Raw genomic sequence first — 17,252 nt, 5'->3', positions numbered from 1 at the left:
GTCTGTCGAATTCACGTTAATTTGCTGTAGGTTTGTTTAAATGTGACGTGTGAATCCTATTTCAAATTGCTTGATTGGTAACAGTCAAGCCTATTTGTTAGAGGGTGGTGGTATATCCAGCCAACTACTACTAAGAAAATAGGAAAAATAAGTATTAAGTAATTGAGTATTCACTGGAGGACACCTAATTGAACTTCCTATAAGAGCATTTTGTGTTGTCAAACAAGTAATTCTAGGTTCCTTTGATTGCTGATATTGTCTTTGATAAAAAGGCAAGAGATGATACAAAGGATTTTCCCTAGACTGGACAGCATTATTTAGTTGTGCTTGCCAATCTTGATAAGTAATATGCTCTATCTGATAGCCGATAGAGGAGATAAAATCAGTGAGTTCTCTCCAAGAAATAGAGTGAGGATTATTTAAATGAAAAGCCTTACCTAGAGAATCTTTTTGTTGTGATAAATACACAATACTTTGGCTGAGGTAATCTACGGGAGCTAAATCTAACCTGTCAGTGATATCTGTCATGCTCCCCATTTGTATGCAGCCTTTGATGGTGCGACAAATTACATCATCTTTATACCAAGCACCTGTTTGACTATGACCGGAAATAAATGGTGGTCTATAAATCGTAACTGGAAGACCGCGATCGCGTGCTAACATTACTAACTTTTCTGCTACCCATTTACTCTGAGAGTAAGCAAGTTTCATCCCCTCACTATGAGCAAGTGGATCGGATTCAGTTACTACTTTTCCCCAATAAGCTGATGACTCAAAAACTGCGATCGTAGAAATGTAATGTACAGGCTTGACTTTTACACGACTCGCTAATCTTAAAATTTCCTGAGTCCCTAAAATATTAGTTGGCTTTAATGCTGAATAGGGATAAACATAGTTAATCCAAGCAGCATTGTGATAAATCACATCGATAATGCTGCTCATTTTATGAAATTCTTCAGATGATAAACCTAACAGTGGTTGAGATAAATCACCCAACACAGTAAAAATTCTCTCAGCAAAATCATCATGCCAAATATTATATAATTCTAAGTTATTTTTAATCCTGATTTTTCCTGAATTAATATCAGTAGAACGTACTAAGCAATAAATATTTGCCTGGGTTTTTAACAGCAATTCTTGCAGTAAGAAAGCTCCTAAAAAGCCTGTAGATCCAGTCAAAAAAACGGCAGTAGGCTCAGTTATAAATGTCTCACTTGGATATTCGGGAAATATAGTAGAGTCTAAAACAACCTCTGAATTTAAATCTGTTGCTAACTCAGCCGATGATTTTTGTAAGATGGTTGTTTTCTTGGCTGTTATTTGCTGAAGCAATAAATTTACCAATTGCTTGATATTGGCATTACCAAGAAACATTTCTATGGGTATGTCTACCCCTAATTCAGTATCAATACGATTCTTTAAATCAATATTCATGAGAGAATCAAGCCTCAATTCCTGCAAAGGCTTCTCTATATCCAGATTTTGAGATGAATCGATACCTAAAACCTTGACAAATTGCTCTCTAACGTCAGCTATTAATAGCTCTTGACGTTGATCCGAAGAAGCATTATCTAACTGTTGTAGAAACTCCAATCGTTGCTGCAATGGCTGCTTATCAGAAGATGCTTCTTTGATATTTGTCAGTTCTTGTTGTGCTAGTATGCGGCGCAAAATTTTGCCAGAAGGTGATTTGGGAATTTTGTCCACAAATTCAAGTCTGCGGATCATTTTCTGCGGTGCAACTTTTTCAGCGACAAACTCCATAATTTGCTGTGCAGTAACAGCAGTTTTCAGCACAATAAAAGCTTTAGGAACTTCGCCGCTACTGGGATGAGGACTCTTGACTACACAAGCATCGGCAATAGCCGGATGACTCAACAATACTGCTTCTAGTTCGGCTGGTGCGATGGAGTAGCCATTGCACTTAATCAATTCTTTGATGCGATCGACGATATAAAAGTAGCCGTCTTCGTCCATATAGACAATATCACCAGTGTGATACCAACCATCTTGATCAATTGCTCTGATAGTTGCGTCAGGATTATGCAAATAGCCTTTCATCATCTGCGTCCCACGTACCCACAACTCCCCTGGCTGATTCAAACCTAATGGTTCTTGGGTATCAACATCTACGATTTGACATTCCACATAAGGTAGACATTGACCTACTGAACCCGGCTTGATTTTGTCTCGTTCATCTGGCGTGTAGGTAGTTACAAAGGTTTCTGACGTTCCATAGGCTTGCTTGATAACGCAATTAGGAAGACGCTGTTCAAACTCTTCGATTAATTGATGGCTGAGTGGTGCTGCACCAGAAGTCAGCACCCGCAAGCTTGAAAGATTGTACTTATCTACTATTGGTTGCTTTGCTAAGGCCAGTAAAATAGGTGGAACGACGTGGATACGGGTGATTTTATGCTTTTCAATCAGACTCAGAAAGGCCTCTAAATCGAAGCGTGGCATTGTCACAACAGTAGCACCACAAGCCAAGCTGTAATTCAGCATGACCAGGCCGTAGGCATGAAAAAAAGGTAAAACTCCCAAGATTGCATCAGCCTCGCTGACTGGTTCGCAGTTCTGGAATTGGTGAAAGTTCGCTACAAATGAATGATGGGTGTGCATTACGCCTTTAGGCATACCAGTAGTGCCGCTGGAGTAGAGCAAGGCTACCAAATCTGCTTGTGGATTAATCTGTACTTTTGATGTCTCTCCTGCACTTTCCAAAAGCACAGAAAATGGGGTAGTTCCAGCTGCTTCACCAAATACAAATACTTCCTCTACCTTTGACTGACCAACGGCTTCTAATGCTTGTCCTAAAAGCTCAGGGATGGTGATGAGATACTTTGCACCAGCATCATTGAGTTGATATGCAAGTTCTTCTGTTGTGTAGGATGGGTTGACTGTAGTAACAATCCCACCCAAAGTTGCTACAGCATGAAAAGCGATCGCATACTCAGGAAGATTAGGGCTGTAAATAGCTAAAACATCACCTTTGGAGCAGCCACGCGCCGCTAAACCGATAGCAGCTCTATAAATGTAATCTGCTAGTTGTTTATATGTTATTATACTGTTAGTTAGTCCTTCAATAAAAGCTGGTTTTTCACCTAGCTCTACTGCTCGTTGTAGTACAAATTCTGTCAACGGCTGTTCAGAAATATGAATGTCAGGATATGGACTGCCAAAAATCATAGAATTTCTTGATTCGAGCAAATTATTGATAGGACAAAACTGTTCATACTGAAATTGCAGGAAGCCGAAGTAACAAAAGCTTCCTTAATTTCTCCTAGTGCTGATTGCCATTTAGAGATAGAATCTCTTTTGCTTATTGTTGTCGTTTTTACTCCAAATTGCTTGGAATGTATAACACTTTAGTTTTTTAAAAATCTCAGACTTTTAATAACAATGCAAGGACAGTTAAGACAGTTAAGACAGTTAAAATTTTTGATAATAAAATAATAATATTATTTTATTTATTATAATATTATCTTATGTAAGCCACATTCCGCAGATCTATAAGGCTTTGAGAAATCAACACTGTCCTAAGAGGATGTTTGGAAAGTCTCGTGAAAGATACTAAAAACCCCTCTCCAAACCTCTCCCCTTCGAGGAGAGAGGCTTTGAAACCCCTATTCCCTCGTGAGTGTTGGGGGGCTTATCGAAGGGTGGGTGGAACAAATCTAAAATCTACAATCCCTAAGCCCCGAACTCTCGTGGTCGGGGTCAATCTAAAATTGATTGACAGAAATCAAGGTAACAATTTCATCTGGAGAATGAGCAATAAAATCTGCACCGTGAGTTTTTAACTCTTGCTCAGTTCCATAGCCATAAGTTACACCAATTGTCGTAATATGATTATGCTTGGCTCCAATCATATCGTGTAGGCGATCGCCTACCATAATCATAGTTGCAGGTAAAAGATTTTCTGTTACTAAAATATGATGAATTAAGTCTGCTTTAATACTCAGCGTTCCATCAAGTTCACTCCCATACACACCATCGAATAGCGGTGATAAGCCAAAATATTCAATAATCCGCGTTGCGTAAATATAAGGCTTGGAAGTTGCCACAAAAGTTTTATAACCAGCAAAACGAATAGCTTTCAGAGTTTCTTTAATCTGCGGATAAAGAGTATTCTCAAATAATCCAATCGTGGAAAAACGACTACGATACAGTGAAATTGCTTGTCCCAGTATTATGTCATCTGATGTTTTCAGTAGCTGAGAAAAACTGTCTTTGATGGGAGGGCCAATACACCAATCTAATTCATCAGCCTCCGGTGGTATATGACCGAGTTCAGACAGCGCATACTGAAAACAGCGCGTAATTCCAAGTTTAGGGTCTGTTAGTGTTCCATCTAGGTCAAAAAGGATAGTATTAGCAGATATATCTAATAAATAATTGGGCATAAATTCATTGGTGACGATAGGGAACAGCTAACAAGAAAAAAATGTGTAATTAATTCTGTCAGATATAGTAATCCAATTATCTGTAGCATCTCTACAACAACCATTGCCAAACAAGACATTAAATCTTGACAGAAATAAAGAGTACAAAAGTGACGTAAAATTATCATTTATCTGGCATCTGCTACCCTTTGACACCCATGCTTTGTGACTATCTAGTACAAATTCTGACCGCCCGTGTGTACGATGTTGCCCAAGAAACCCCTCTGGAGTATGCCCCAAATCTTTCCACCAGACTGAATAATAAGCTGCTATTAAAGCGGGAAGATATGCAGTCGGTGTTTTCTTTCAAACTGCGGGGTGCGTACAACAAAATGGCAAACTTACCACCAGATTTGTTAGCGCAGGGTGTCATTGCTGCTTCTGCGGGTAATCATGCCCAAGGTGTGGCTTTAGCAGCTAGTCGCTTGGGAACAACTGCCATTATTGTTATGCCTGTAACTACACCCCAGGTGAAAGTAGATGCAGTTAAAGCTAGGGGTGGGCAAGTTGTATTGCATGGCAATACCTACGATGATGCCTATGCTTATGCCCGACAATTAGAAGCAGAAAAAGGTTTAACTTTTATTCATCCTTTTGATGACCCCGATGTAATTGCTGGCCAGGGAACCATCGGCATGGAAATTTTGCGACAATATCAGCAACCCATTCATGCAATTTTTGTTGCTATTGGTGGCGGTGGTTTAATTTCGGGAATTGGGGCGTATGTGAAACGGTTGCGTCCAGAAATTAAGATTATTGGTGTGGAACCTGTAGATGCGGATGCCATGCACCAATCTTTAAAAGCTGGACATCGGGTGCGTTTATCGCAAGTAGGCTTGTTTGCGGATGGGGTAGCGGTGCGCGAAGTGGGAGAAGAAACCTTCCGCCTGTGTCAAGAATATGTGGATGAAATCATTTTGGTGGATACAGATGATACCTGTGCCGCAATTAAAGATGTGTTTGAAGATACGCGTTCTATTTTAGAACCTGCGGGGGCATTGGCGATCGCAGCTGCCAAAGCTTATGTCGAACGCGAACAAATTCAAGGGCAAACTTTAGTTGCCGTTGCTTGCGGCGCTAATATGAATTTTGACCGTCTGCGGTTTGTAGCTGAACGCGCCGAGTTAGGTGAACGCCGAGAAGCAATATTTGCAGTAGCAATTCCCGAAGAACGCGGTAGTTTGCGGAAGTTTTGCGAATGTATTGGTCAACGCAACTTAACTGAGTTTAACTATCGCATCGCCGATGAACAAGAAGCCCACATTTTTGTTGGTGTGCAAATTCAAAACCGCGCCGACCGAGCCAAGATGGTAGAAACCTTTGAAAATTGCGGGTTTAAAACCATCGATTTAACCGATGATGAACTCACAAAATTACATTTACGCCACATGGTTGGCGGACACTCGCCTCTCGCCGGCAATGAATTGCTTTATCGGTTTGAGTTTCCCGAACGTCCCGGTGCGTTGATGAAGTTTGTCGGTTCCATGAGTCCTAACTGGAACATCAGTATGTTCCACTATCGTAATAATGGCGCAGACTACGGGCGCATTGTTGTAGGTATGCAAGTACCTCCTCATGAAATGCAGGAATGGCAAGCCTTTCTGGATACCCTTGGTTATCGTTATTGGGATGAAAGCCAGAATCTTGCTTACAAACTGTTCTTGGGATAGTGCTACAAGGCAAAAGTTAAAAGGCAAAAGTCAAAAGGCAAAAGGAAGAATTTTTAGCTAGAGGTTTACGGTGCGTTACGCTGGCGCGATAATACACCCTACAAAACGAGATTTGCTGGCTTCCTAATAGAAATTTTTCTTTTGCCCGTTGCCTGTTCCCTGTTGCCTTGTTGTTACGATAAACGAAAGTTTCGCTAAAATCAGGGTGTCTACTTATTGTGGTCAAGTTGTGGCTACTGTATCTTGTCCTCGTTGCCATCAACTCGTTGAGAGTCAGGCTATTACCTGTCCTTATTGCCGAACAACACTTAAAGCTTTCGGTCATCCCGGTATTCCATTGCATCGTGCTACCGGGAAAGAGTATTTGTGTGATAGCTGCACCTACCACGCAGACGACACTTGCAACTTTCCGCAGCGTCCCTACGCCAAAGATTGTACCCTTTATCAAAATATTGCCGAATACAAGTTACGGCAAGAACAACAGCGTCAAGACAAAAGTTTTGGGACAACTTTTCAAAGTTGGGTAAAACACAATCAGGCTTGGCTATTATTACTTTGTTTATTACTTATTTGTTTATTTATTGCTTTATCAACATCTTGACAAAAAAGTAATACATTTGAGGTTTAAAGAAGCCATATCCTGCCTTGAACTGAAGTTCAAGGCTCATAGTCAAAGTCCACTCAAGTGGACTGGAATAAATTTCTCGTGATTCATCTTAAGATGACTTGCGCTAGTCGGCGTACTCCTTCTTGAATTTTCTCTTCGCTGAGTTCAGCATATCCTAAGATAAATTCACTACCAGGGCTATGTTTTAAATATTGAGGATATGCTGCTCCAATACTTACGCCTGCAAGATCTGCACGCCGGACTATTTCATCATCACTGAGTTGAGTATGGAATCTTACCATAACGTGCATTCCAGCGTTTTCCCCTAGAATTTCAACTTTATTACCGAAATAAGACAACAAGGACTGCACTAAAGTTTGTCTGCGTTTATCGTAGAGCGATCGCATCTTTCTAATATGCCGTTCTAAATGCCCTTCGGTATATATTCACGGTTCACCTGCTAGTCGAATGTTGAAAACGCTCCAGCAAGGTGTTGATGTCTGCGTAACCGTAACTTTAATTGATGGGTTAATAACCATTCAATGATTCCCATTTACAACCTGATATTCAAATACCTGCACATTTGAGGAATTACAACAGACCACAGAAATTTTATTAAGATGAGTTTTTCTGGCTCAAGCATAAAAGCTCAGATGTTATCAGATTTGCGTAATTACTAATTACGAAATAGTCTGATTCTTCCATCAGAGGGATGTTTTATTAATTCAAAATGAATAATCTAAAATTAACATTTGATTCATAAACATTAGAATTATGCCATCTCCAAAACCATTGTATGGCACAGATTTAGTAGATTGTGCCAGAGCAAATGCCAAGCAAGGAATTGAAACTGCTGCTTATCAATGTGGCTATGGTGATGATCTCAACACATTTGCACAACAACTCCGCGAAGCTTGTGAAAAAATGAATTTACAAGTAAAGGAACTTAGTGAATTAATTACTGAGCAAGATATGATGTTAGAAATAGGTACTGGAGAAATTATTGCTCCGGATACAGCTTCAGAATTGTAGGAAATGCTGATGATTTAAATAGTCAATAGTCGATTGACTATTGACTTATAGTTTTAAGATTATCCGAGCTAAATTGAAATAAATTAAAACACCTAAAACATCGACTGCGGTAGTAATAAATGGTGCAGACATCAAAGCAGGGTCTAAACGCAACAAACGAAATAAAAACGGTAGTGCTGAACCAGAGACTGAAGCTAAAAGCGAAATAGCAATCAAACTAGTACCAACAGCGATCGCAACTTCGATGCGTCCTTGCAAAAAGTAAGCCCAGATAGTAGCGATGATCCCCAGCATACCGCCTAACAATAAACCAGCGATCGCTTCTCTGCCAATTACTTGCAAAGGGCCGAGCGATCGGATTTCTTCTGTATTCATCCCGCGAATCACAACCGTAGAAGATTGAGCGCCGACGTTACCTCCCGTACCTGTCAATAAAGGAATAAAAGCCGTCAGCGTCACCACTCTAGTTAAAATATCTTCTTGGGATTTAATAATTGTGCCTGTAACAGTATTAGTTATTAATAAAACAAATAACCACACCACTCGTTTGCGGGCTACATCCATTAAATTCATCTGGAAATAATTGTCGCCACTCGACTGTACACCACCACCCAAAGCGTAAATATCTTTGGTGGTTTCTTCTTGCAAAATATCAATTACATCATCAACCGTTACAATACCAACTAAAAGCTGTTGTTTATCTACTACAGGCACAGCCAAAAAGTCGTATCTTTGAATTACCCTAGCCACTTCTTCTTGATCTGTATCTGTGCGGACAAACACAACATCACGAGTCATAATATCGCCAATGATTTGTTCCGGCTGAGATGTTACCAAATCTCGCAAAGATACAATCCCTGTTAACCGCCTTTCCGCATCCGTGACGTAGAGGTAGTAAATTATTTCACTAGCATTAGCCAAGCGACGAATCCGCTCTAGAGCTTGAGTAACAGTAATATTCTCCTTCAAGGAAATAAACTCTAGGGTCATAATTCGCCCTGCTGTATTCGGCTCATAACCCAACAGCAAAGCCGTAGCTTGACGTTCTACAGGACTTAATTGTTCTAGCAGGCGGTTGACAACTTTTGCAGGTAACTCATCAAATAACCTAGCTCTGTCATCCGACGACATTTGATCGACAATATCACGGACTTCCTGACTTCTTAATTCCTCAATCAGCCGTTCTTGTACACTGTAGTCAAGATATTCATAAACTTCTATCGCCTCATCCTTAGAAAGCAAGCGAAAAGCCAAAGCGTGCATTGCTTCTGGCAACCCTTCAATTGCTTCGGCAATGTCCGCAGGCTGTACAGGTACAAGAATTGATTTTGCTGCTTGTAAATCGGCTGCTTCTAGCAGCATTTGTAGTTGAGTCCTGACTAAATCGCGCAATTCTCTACGGGACACATCCGAAAAGGAAGAGTTAAAGTTGTTCGTCTCAGTCAATTTCCACGTTCCTCTGCCAGTTTGAATAAAGTTGCTGCCCCTAGTCTATGAGACAATGCGGGAATATGAAACCTTAAATAATGTAATTTTTTTGACATAAAGTTAAGTTCTAATTGATCCCGCGCTATAAATGCAGCGAATAGAGTGTTAATTTTAAGTTCTAAGTTATGGAAATCCCTCTCCAAACCTCTCCCCTGCAAGGAGGAGCCACTGCGTTGCGCGGGTTCCCCGCGTTGTAGCAAGTGGCGTTAGAGACTTTGATTCTTGCTCCCCTTCCCTCGTAGGGAAGGGGTTGGGGGTTAGGTTTAAGGGAAAGTGGCACACGACGTTAAATTATCTATGAACAACAAGATCCCCGACTTTTTTGAAAAGTCGGGGATCTGAGCCTCTCATTTCTTGCCTACTTTTTACTCAACGGTGTCCAATTACCAGAAGGAACAAACGCCGCCCAATATTGCGGATGCTGGTACTCCTGAGAATTGAGCATTTCTAACTGTGCAGTACGCAAAGCTTCATGTCTGCCTTTACCCGCCTGCAAATTTTGGTAATACTTCACCATTAATTCTTTCGTCGCCGCATCATCCACTAGCCACAGACTTAAAACTTGAGTTTGCGAACCAGCAATTACCAAAGCACGGCGTAAACCATAAACACCATCACCGACTTTTACATCGCCCTTACCAGTTTCACAAGCCGACAGCACAACTAATTGATTAGAACGCAAATCTAAGCCAGCAACTTCCAAAGCCGTCAACACACCATCATCATTATTGTTTGTCGCTTGTTTGCGTTTATTAAACCCAGCCAACGCCAACCCAGAACGTAACAAAGGATGTTCAACTTGTAAAATCTTGGGTTGACGCGATGTTAATTCTAAATCTGGTGAAGCGTTGAGATTTTGTTCCACATCAGCAATGAAGAAACCGTGAGTAGCTAAGTGTAAAATACTCGGACTTTGTAGTTGTTTAACTGCTGTTTCTGTAGCATCTTTACTTAAAAGTAATTTGGCATTGGGTAAAACCTTTTTAATCCCTGCGGCTTCATCTTTGGTAGTAGGTAGTGAGTCAAATTCTAGGTTAGCCAAATCACCAGAACGGCGATTTTGAAAACCTCGCACACCAGATGCTTTAGCAGAAGCTACAGTTTGTGTTTGGTTGTTATAGTCAATATCTGCCAGTACCACAGGTGCAGAAGCATTGTTAACATTTGACTGAAAACGCAATAAATCCCGTCCACTGGTGAGGTAAGAAAAAGCATAACGCTGAATCAGAAATTTATCTTGTTCATCTTTTAGAGCTTCAAAGGGAATTAATGTTAATTGCCCATCGGGAGAAATTAAAATATGACGCGCATCGCCCAATAAAGGACGGATGGGTGCAATTAATTTTTCGTCTAAAGTGCGGGCGAGTTTTTTAAATGGTCTTCCTGTGGCTAACTCTGCTCTAAAATCTATGGCTAACTTATCAATTTCTGCCGTTTCACCTAAATCAAGCCACTTCGGTTCGCCAGATGAGCGCAACACCGCCGCCGCATAACGGGGGTTACCCCATTTTTGAGCATCCGTTTTGACTTTGGCGTTGAATGGTTGATACTGGACAATTTCTACCAAGGCTGCATCTGTGGGTATTTTGGCTTGAATAGCTGCTAACTCTACTGGTTGAGTTTGCTGACGGAATTCGGCACTTTTAGCACTAATAGCTGCTTCTAATTTTTCTTTTTCTGCTTCGAGTTGCTCAAGTTGAGTTTTTAGATTAGCAGTTTGTTTTTCTGACTGAGAGTATATTAATGCTGAAAGTTGCTGTTGTACTTGTAGCCATTGAGTAAATAACTCTTGAGTTTCAGGGTTTTTGTCTAGTTGAGCGCGTAGTATTTGGATGCTGTCGGCTACGGCATCTAACACCAGCCCTTTGCGGCGAACTACGGTAGTTAGAGCTAGAGATGCGGCTATTTTTTGATTGCGGGCTTCTTGCAGAGAAAGGGAAATAACAGCGTTAGTTCTCCCTGTAAAAGTTTTAACGTAGTTCTGTTTTCTTTGTTCTGAGCCAACAGCAAAAATCAGATTGAGGTTTTGTGCTTCAACTTCTAACCCACGACGTAAGATATCGGTAGCACGAGTGATATTTCCCTGAGTTTGGTAAAATGCAGCTAAATTATTCAAGCTTTGAGCGACATCAGGATGAAAATTACCCAGCACTTTTTCTCTGATAGCCAGAGAGCGTTGATATAGTGGTTCCGCCTGTTGATATTTCCCCTGTGCATGGTACAGCAAAGCCAAATTGTTCAAGCTTTGGGCGACATCAGGATGAAAATTACCCAACACTTTCTCTCCAATAATTAAAGAGCGTTGATATAGTGGTTCCGCCTGTTGATATTTCCCCTGTGCATGGTACAGCAAAGCCAAATTGTTCAAGCTTTGGGCAACAGCAGGATGAAAATTACCCAGCACTTTCTCTCTAATAGTCAGAGAACGGAGATACAATGGTTCCGCTTGTTGATATTTTCCCTGTTGCCGATACAGTAAAGCTAAATTGTTTAAGCTAGTAGCGACATTGGGATGAAAATTACCCAGCGCCTTTTCTAAAATAGCCAAGGAACGGGCAAATAATGGTTCCGCCTTTTGATAATTACCCTGTGCGCGATAAAGTTCTGCTAAATTATTCAAGCTAGTCGCAACAAAGGGATCTTCTTGACCCAGCGCCTTTTCTAAAATAGCCAAGGAACGGGCAAATAATGGTTCCGCCTTTTGATAATTACCCTGTGCGCGATAAAGTTCTGCTAAATTGTTTAAGCTAGTCGCAACAAAGGGATCTTCTTGACCCAGTGCTTTTTCTCTAATAGCTAGGGAGCGGACAAATAATAATTCTGCTTGTTGATATTTTCCCTGTTCTCGATAAAGTTGTGCTAAATTGTTCAAGCTAGTGGCGACGGCAGGATGTTCTTTACCCAACACCTTTTCTTTAATAGCTAGGGAGCGGACAAATAATGGTTCTGCTTGTTGATAATTACCCTGTGCGCGATAAATTTCTGCCAAATTATTCAAGCTATTAGCGACAAGTGGATCTTCTTTCCCTAAAATTTTCTCTTTGATAGCTAGTGCGCGTTCTGCTAAGGGGAGAGCGATACTGTATTTCCCTTCTTGATACAACTGTAATGCCTGTTGATACAGTTCTGCTGCTTCCTTTAAAGCTGCTTTTTGCTCTGCTGAATATTTAGGTGGCCGCTGTTGCGCTATTCCTGTGACTGGCGTACTTAAAACTAACCCTGTTGTCATTGCACCAGCCATCATCCAAGGTGCTAAACACATACCCGCAGCATTAATTGCACTGAATAGCTTTTTCACAGTCAACTCACAAGCTTGTAGGTTTGGCTATGAAGTAAATCATGCCGTCTTCAGCACTTTCCGCAAAGCACTTGTGATAAAAATCAAAAACTCTCTTCTTTCTCTCCGCGCCTCTGCGCACGCCAGTCGCCTCAACGGGGGGAACCCCCGCACAGCGCTGGCTCCTCTGCGTGAGATAAAACCCCATCCCACAACACCCAACGCAGAAAATTTCCTGACACTTCCACCTCAAAGGCTCAACTTTCACCCTCTGAACCTCAACGTTCAAGCAAAAAGGCTGAAATTTCACCTTCAGAACTTGAGTGTTCACCCTTTGAACTTTAACGTTCAAGTAAAAAGGCTGAAACTTCACCTTCAGAACTCGAAGTTTCGGTCTTTGAACAGCAAACTTGAGCTTCAGAACTTGTAAATTACTTTGGAGATACAAAACATAGGATTTTGGATGTTGGGTTTCGCTATCGCTGCACCCAACCTACTTGCTTACTTTCATGACAGCTTGGTCAAAAATCCGAGAATGCGTTTGGTATTCGCAGTCAAGAGTGTGCGACGGTAAGCATCGGCGGCTTTTTTAATTGCTTCGGCTTGGGTGGGGTAGGGATGAATGACACTGCTTAATTTACTCAAACCTATCTTGTTAACGATCGCAGTTGTAACTTCCGAAATCATCTCACCTGCATGACTGGCAACAATGGTAGCACCAAGAATTTCATCTGAGCCTTTTTTGTGCAGGATTTTGAGAAATCCATCTTCTTCACCATCGGCGATCGCTCGGTCTACACTACTAAAAGGAATCTTAATTGTCGCTATTTCAATACCTTTTGTCCGCGCTTCATGTTCATACATCCCCACATGGGCAATTTCTGGGGATGTGTACGTTACCCACGGCATGATTAAACTACTAAGTTTAGAACGCCCTAACCCAAAAGGCGAAAACAGCGTATTCTTAATCACAATTCGCGCCGCCGCATCAGCAGCATGAGTAAATTTCCAGTCCATGCAGATATCGCCAGCTGCATATATCTTAGGATTTGTTGTTTGCAGATAATCATTTACCTTGACACCGCGCCGCGTGTCGTATTCTACGCCGACACCTTCTAAATTTAAACCTTCTACGTTGGGCGATCGCCCTGCACCTGCTAAAATTTCATCGACTGTCACGGAATCTCGGTAACCGTTAACAGAAAAGTAAAGCCGCTTACCTTCGGTAACAGAAACAACTTCTTCTAACTGGCAATTTAATACAACGCGAATGCCTTCTTGAATTAAAACATTCTGCACAATTTCCGCTGCATCAGCATCTTCTTTATTTAACAGGTGAGAACCGTTATGAAACAGCGTCACTTCACAACCCAAACGCCTAAATGTTTGTGCTAATTCACACCCAATTGGCCCTCCACCAATTACAGCTAACTTATCTGGGCGCTGAATTAAAGAAAAAACTGTTTCATTGGTTAAATAACCAGCTTGTTCAATGCCAGGAATGGACGGACGCACAGCCTTTGCACCTGTAGCAATTACAGCTTTTTTGAACCGCAGAGTTTTGCCTGCAACTTCTACAGTATTATTGCTGGCAAATCGACCACTACCTAAAAAAACATCAACACCAATATTTTTAAAACGTTCTGCTGAATCATGATGGCTAATACCCGCCCGCACTCGCCGCATCCGTTCCATAACTGCGGGAAAATCAACTTCAACTTGTTGTTTAGGAACATTAATTCCCAAATTTTTGGCGTGCCAAATTTCACCAATTACCCGCGAAGACCGAATAATACACTTTGATGGTATACAACCTACATTCAAGCAATCTCCACCCATGAGATGCTTTTCAATTAAGGCGACTTTCAAACCTAAATCTAAACCAGCTGCACCTGCGGCTACTACTAACCCTGCTGTTCCTGCACCAATAACTACCAAGTCATAACAATCAGCAGGCTGTGGATTTACCCAATTTGGCGGATGTACATAAGATACTAATTTTTGGTTGTATTCATCGACTGGGCGAACGATGACTCTTTCTAATTCCATAATGAAGTGTGAAGTGTGAATTATGAAGTATGAAGTGTGAAGTATGAAATGTGAAATGTAAATTATGAATTATAGAATGTTAAGTACTAAAGTTTATCTTTCAGACTTTAGACTTCAGACTTCATACTTCATACTTTGTACTTTCTTCTGCTAAAGCTTTCCGGGCTATGCGGGTAACATAAACTGTAACTGCAACTGTGGCAATAAAACCAATTATGCGAATTGCCCATTGTAGAGTTGGGTTACTTGGTTGACCTTCAGTACCAATTAGTGCCAAATTCCCAGCTAAGGAACCAATATAAACATACATAATTGTGCCAGGAATCATGCCTACAGAACCAATAAAGTAATCTTTTAATGAAACTCCTGTGACACCAAAGGCATAGTTTAATAAATTGAACGGAAATACAGGAGAAAGCCTAGTTAATAAAACAATTTTTAATCCTTCTCTACCTACGGCTCGGTCAATTGCTGCGAAGTTTTGATTATCTGCTATTTTACTAGCAACCCAACCTCTGGCTAAATAACGTCCGACTAAAAATGCTGCTGTAGCGCCAATAGTTGCACCAACAAACACATACAAAGACCCCCAAACTACACCAAAAACAACACCAGCACCCAAGGTAAGAATTGAACCAGGTAAGAAAGCAACGGTAGCAATAATATAAAGTCCAATAAAGGCTAATGCGCCTACTGTTCCTAGGTTATCAATCCATTGCAAAGCATTACGTAATATTGCTTGCGGGTTGAAGGAAGTTGTTGGTGCTGCTGTTTGTGCTAGGGCAGATTCTGGGTGAAATGATATGGCGATCGCCACAGCTATCAGAGCTAATATTGGTAACTGGCACAATTTAATTAATGTTGGCAAATTTCCAAATTTTAATAAAAATATGTTGTTCATTTTATAGTTTAAATAAACTGCCGATAATTAATCATTTAATGTTTTTTGTTTTGTTCTTGAACTGTTTCTGCCACTGCCATACTTTGAGCTAAAGCTTTTTGCGCTACTTTAGTAATATAAATAGTTACAGCCACAGTAGCGATTAATCCAATTCCTTGCATAATTAGTTGATAAGTTCGGGCTTCTGGTGTGAGTGCTTGACTTGGCATATTCGTCATGGCTAAATTTTTAGCGAGTGTCCCAGTATAGACATACATGACTGTCCCTGGAATAATCCCGAAAGAACCTAGTATATAATCTTTGAGAGAAACTTGCGTTACACCAAAAGCATAATTTAATAAGTTGAATGGAAACAGCGGACATAACCGCGTTAACAAAACAATTTTCCATCCTTCTTTGGCAACTGCTAAATCAATGGCTTTTAATTTAGGATGCTTCTCAATTTGCCGTGATACCCAATCTCGTGATAAATAACGTCCAATGAGAAATGCTAACGTTGCACCGATAATCGCCGCAATGAGTACGTAAATTGAACCCCAAACTAAGCCAAATAAACAACCAGCTTTTAAAGTTAAAACCGAACCTGGAATAAATAGTAATGTTGCTAAATTATAAATACCTATGTAAGCAACAGCACCCCAAACTCCAAGACTGTTGACTTGGGTAACCAAAGCATGAAAAATTGTTTGAAAGTTGAAGAATCTACCAGCAATGATTAATGCAGCGACAAACACACTTAATAGTAAAAATTTGAGTTTACCATCAAATCTTGACTTTGATTTTGTCATCATGATATTTACTCAGTAAATCCTATAGGAATCCGATTTGATTACTGAAAATCCTTGTGTAGGTAGGGAACAGGGAACGGGGAACAGATAATAGGAAATTTATTTATGTACTGATTTTTTTCACTAATCAAATATGCGTCCTATAGAACTATATTGTGTATTCTCTAGATAAGTTATCAATTCATTCGCGTTCTATTATCCTACACATAATCTTGCATGAATCAATACTCTTTAAATGAGAAATAGCTTAAATCCTGGTAAATTTTTCCCGGCGATACCAATTACGAATTCGCGTTGGTGAAACTCCAAATAAGTAAGCAAAAACAATAATTTGATTCAGTATTGTAGTTTTCAAAATTCCTTTCTGCAACCATCGCCGTGCAGAAGTAACTACTGGTGTGTTGATAATTGTAATGCAACCAGTAGATTTTAACCGCTGAATTAATTCAAAGTCTTCCATGATGGGTAATTCAGGAAAACCACCAATTTGCTGGAATATTTCTTGAGTTACAAATATTGCTTGATCACCGTAGGGCATTTGCCAAAAGCGCGATCGCCATTTTACCCCCAATTCCACCAATCTTAAACCAAAAGCTGAAGCATCAATCTGCAAATCAAACGCACCAGCTATACTTCCAGGCTGTTGCAGTGCTGTGCGTATCAAAGCATCAAACCCAACTGGTAAACGAGTATCTGCATGAAGAAACAACAATATCTCGCCACTCGCCACCGCCCCACCCGCATTCATTTGCACCGCACGACCGGGAGATGATGAAATAACTTTAGCACCTAATGATTGAGCAATTGCTATTGTGTCATCACTAGAGCCACCATCAACTATAATCACTTCTATATTTGTACTAGATTGAGTGCTGGCGATCGCTCCTTTTATATTCCCGGCTTCGTTGAGAGTGGGAATAATAATTGAAACTTTAGCAGTAGTCAGGTTTACCAAACTCATTAGTATGATTTACACGCTTCATGTAAGCATACTA

Annotated in this window: 12 protein-coding genes and 1 pseudogene; 4 read left to right on the top strand and 9 right to left on the bottom strand. The window is 40.6% G+C overall.

The window, feature by feature from the left end; all coding sequences use genetic code 11:
* Positions 1 to 90: 90 nt before the first annotated feature.
* Together ACMX3D_RS01360 and ACMX3D_RS01355 are read right to left on the bottom strand one after the other, a co-directional pair.
* A complete protein-coding gene (locus tag ACMX3D_RS01360) occupies positions 91 to 3,189 on the bottom strand; it encodes a thioester reductase domain-containing protein (protein ID WP_482749706.1) in 3,099 nt (1,032 codons plus the stop codon).
* A 536-nt stretch (positions 3,190 to 3,725) separates the two neighbouring features.
* On the bottom strand, positions 3,726 to 4,406 hold the full coding sequence (locus ACMX3D_RS01355) for an HAD family hydrolase (RefSeq protein WP_482749705.1): 681 nt from the start codon (positions 4,404 to 4,406) through the stop codon (positions 3,726 to 3,728).
* A 197-nt stretch (positions 4,407 to 4,603) separates the two neighbouring features.
* Between ACMX3D_RS01355 and ilvA the strand changes: the two genes are divergently transcribed.
* Together ilvA and ACMX3D_RS01345 are read left to right on the top strand one after the other, a co-directional pair.
* Positions 4,604 to 6,115, top strand: a complete 1,512-nt coding sequence (gene ilvA / locus ACMX3D_RS01350; protein WP_482749704.1) for a threonine ammonia-lyase, biosynthetic — start codon at positions 4,604 to 4,606, stop codon at positions 6,113 to 6,115.
* 229 nt (positions 6,116 to 6,344) lie between these two features.
* Positions 6,345 to 6,716 carry a hypothetical protein gene (locus tag ACMX3D_RS01345; RefSeq protein ID WP_482749703.1) on the top strand — a complete coding sequence of 124 codons (372 nt, stop codon included), beginning with the start codon at positions 6,345 to 6,347 and terminating at the stop codon, positions 6,714 to 6,716.
* Between the two features lie 110 nt (positions 6,717 to 6,826).
* Here ACMX3D_RS01345 and ACMX3D_RS01340 read toward each other — a convergent pair whose 3' ends face one another.
* Complete coding sequence (locus ACMX3D_RS01340) at positions 6,827 to 7,129, bottom strand: hypothetical protein (protein ID WP_482749702.1); 303 nt, start codon at positions 7,127 to 7,129, stop codon at positions 6,827 to 6,829.
* Between the two features lie 28 nt (positions 7,130 to 7,157).
* Between ACMX3D_RS01340 and ACMX3D_RS01335 the strand changes: the two are divergent.
* Both ACMX3D_RS01335 and ACMX3D_RS01330 read left to right on the top strand, forming a co-directional pair.
* Positions 7,158 to 7,256: pseudogene (locus ACMX3D_RS01335) on the top strand (pyridoxamine 5'-phosphate oxidase family protein); the annotation flags it as partial.
* A gap of 240 nt (positions 7,257 to 7,496) precedes the next feature.
* Complete coding sequence (locus ACMX3D_RS01330; RefSeq protein WP_482749701.1) at positions 7,497 to 7,754, top strand: hypothetical protein; 258 nt, start codon at positions 7,497 to 7,499, stop codon at positions 7,752 to 7,754.
* Between the two features lie 45 nt (positions 7,755 to 7,799).
* Here ACMX3D_RS01330 and mgtE read toward each other — a convergent pair whose 3' ends face one another.
* The 6 genes from mgtE to ACMX3D_RS01300 form a co-directional block, all read right to left on the bottom strand.
* Positions 7,800 to 9,200, bottom strand: coding sequence for a magnesium transporter (mgtE, locus tag ACMX3D_RS01325; RefSeq protein WP_482749700.1), 1,401 nt, complete (start codon positions 9,198 to 9,200; stop codon positions 7,800 to 7,802).
* A 400-nt stretch (positions 9,201 to 9,600) separates the two neighbouring features.
* The gene (locus tag ACMX3D_RS01320) at positions 9,601 to 12,540 is read right to left on the bottom strand and encodes a CHAT domain-containing tetratricopeptide repeat protein (protein WP_482749699.1); all 2,940 of its coding nucleotides are present in this window, start codon (positions 12,538 to 12,540) and stop codon (positions 9,601 to 9,603) included.
* 486 nt (positions 12,541 to 13,026) lie between these two features.
* Positions 13,027 to 14,568, bottom strand: a complete 1,542-nt coding sequence (locus ACMX3D_RS01315) for a mercuric reductase (protein ID WP_482749698.1) — start codon at positions 14,566 to 14,568, stop codon at positions 13,027 to 13,029.
* Between the two features lie 121 nt (positions 14,569 to 14,689).
* A complete protein-coding gene (locus ACMX3D_RS01310; protein WP_482749697.1) occupies positions 14,690 to 15,469 on the bottom strand; it encodes a TVP38/TMEM64 family protein in 780 nt (259 codons plus the stop codon).
* Between the two features lie 35 nt (positions 15,470 to 15,504).
* A complete protein-coding gene (locus ACMX3D_RS01305; protein WP_482749696.1) occupies positions 15,505 to 16,260 on the bottom strand; it encodes a TVP38/TMEM64 family protein in 756 nt (251 codons plus the stop codon).
* Between the two features lie 244 nt (positions 16,261 to 16,504).
* Entirely contained in the window at positions 16,505 to 17,218 is a 714-nt protein-coding gene (locus tag ACMX3D_RS01300; RefSeq protein WP_482749695.1) for a TIGR04283 family arsenosugar biosynthesis glycosyltransferase, read from the bottom strand.
* Positions 17,219 to 17,252: the final 34 nt, after the last annotated feature.

Source organism: Anabaena sp. TISTR 8404, from assembly GCF_056847745.1.
Note: the sequence above shows the minus strand (reverse complement) of the source record. Positions and strands in the feature narration are given on the sequence as shown.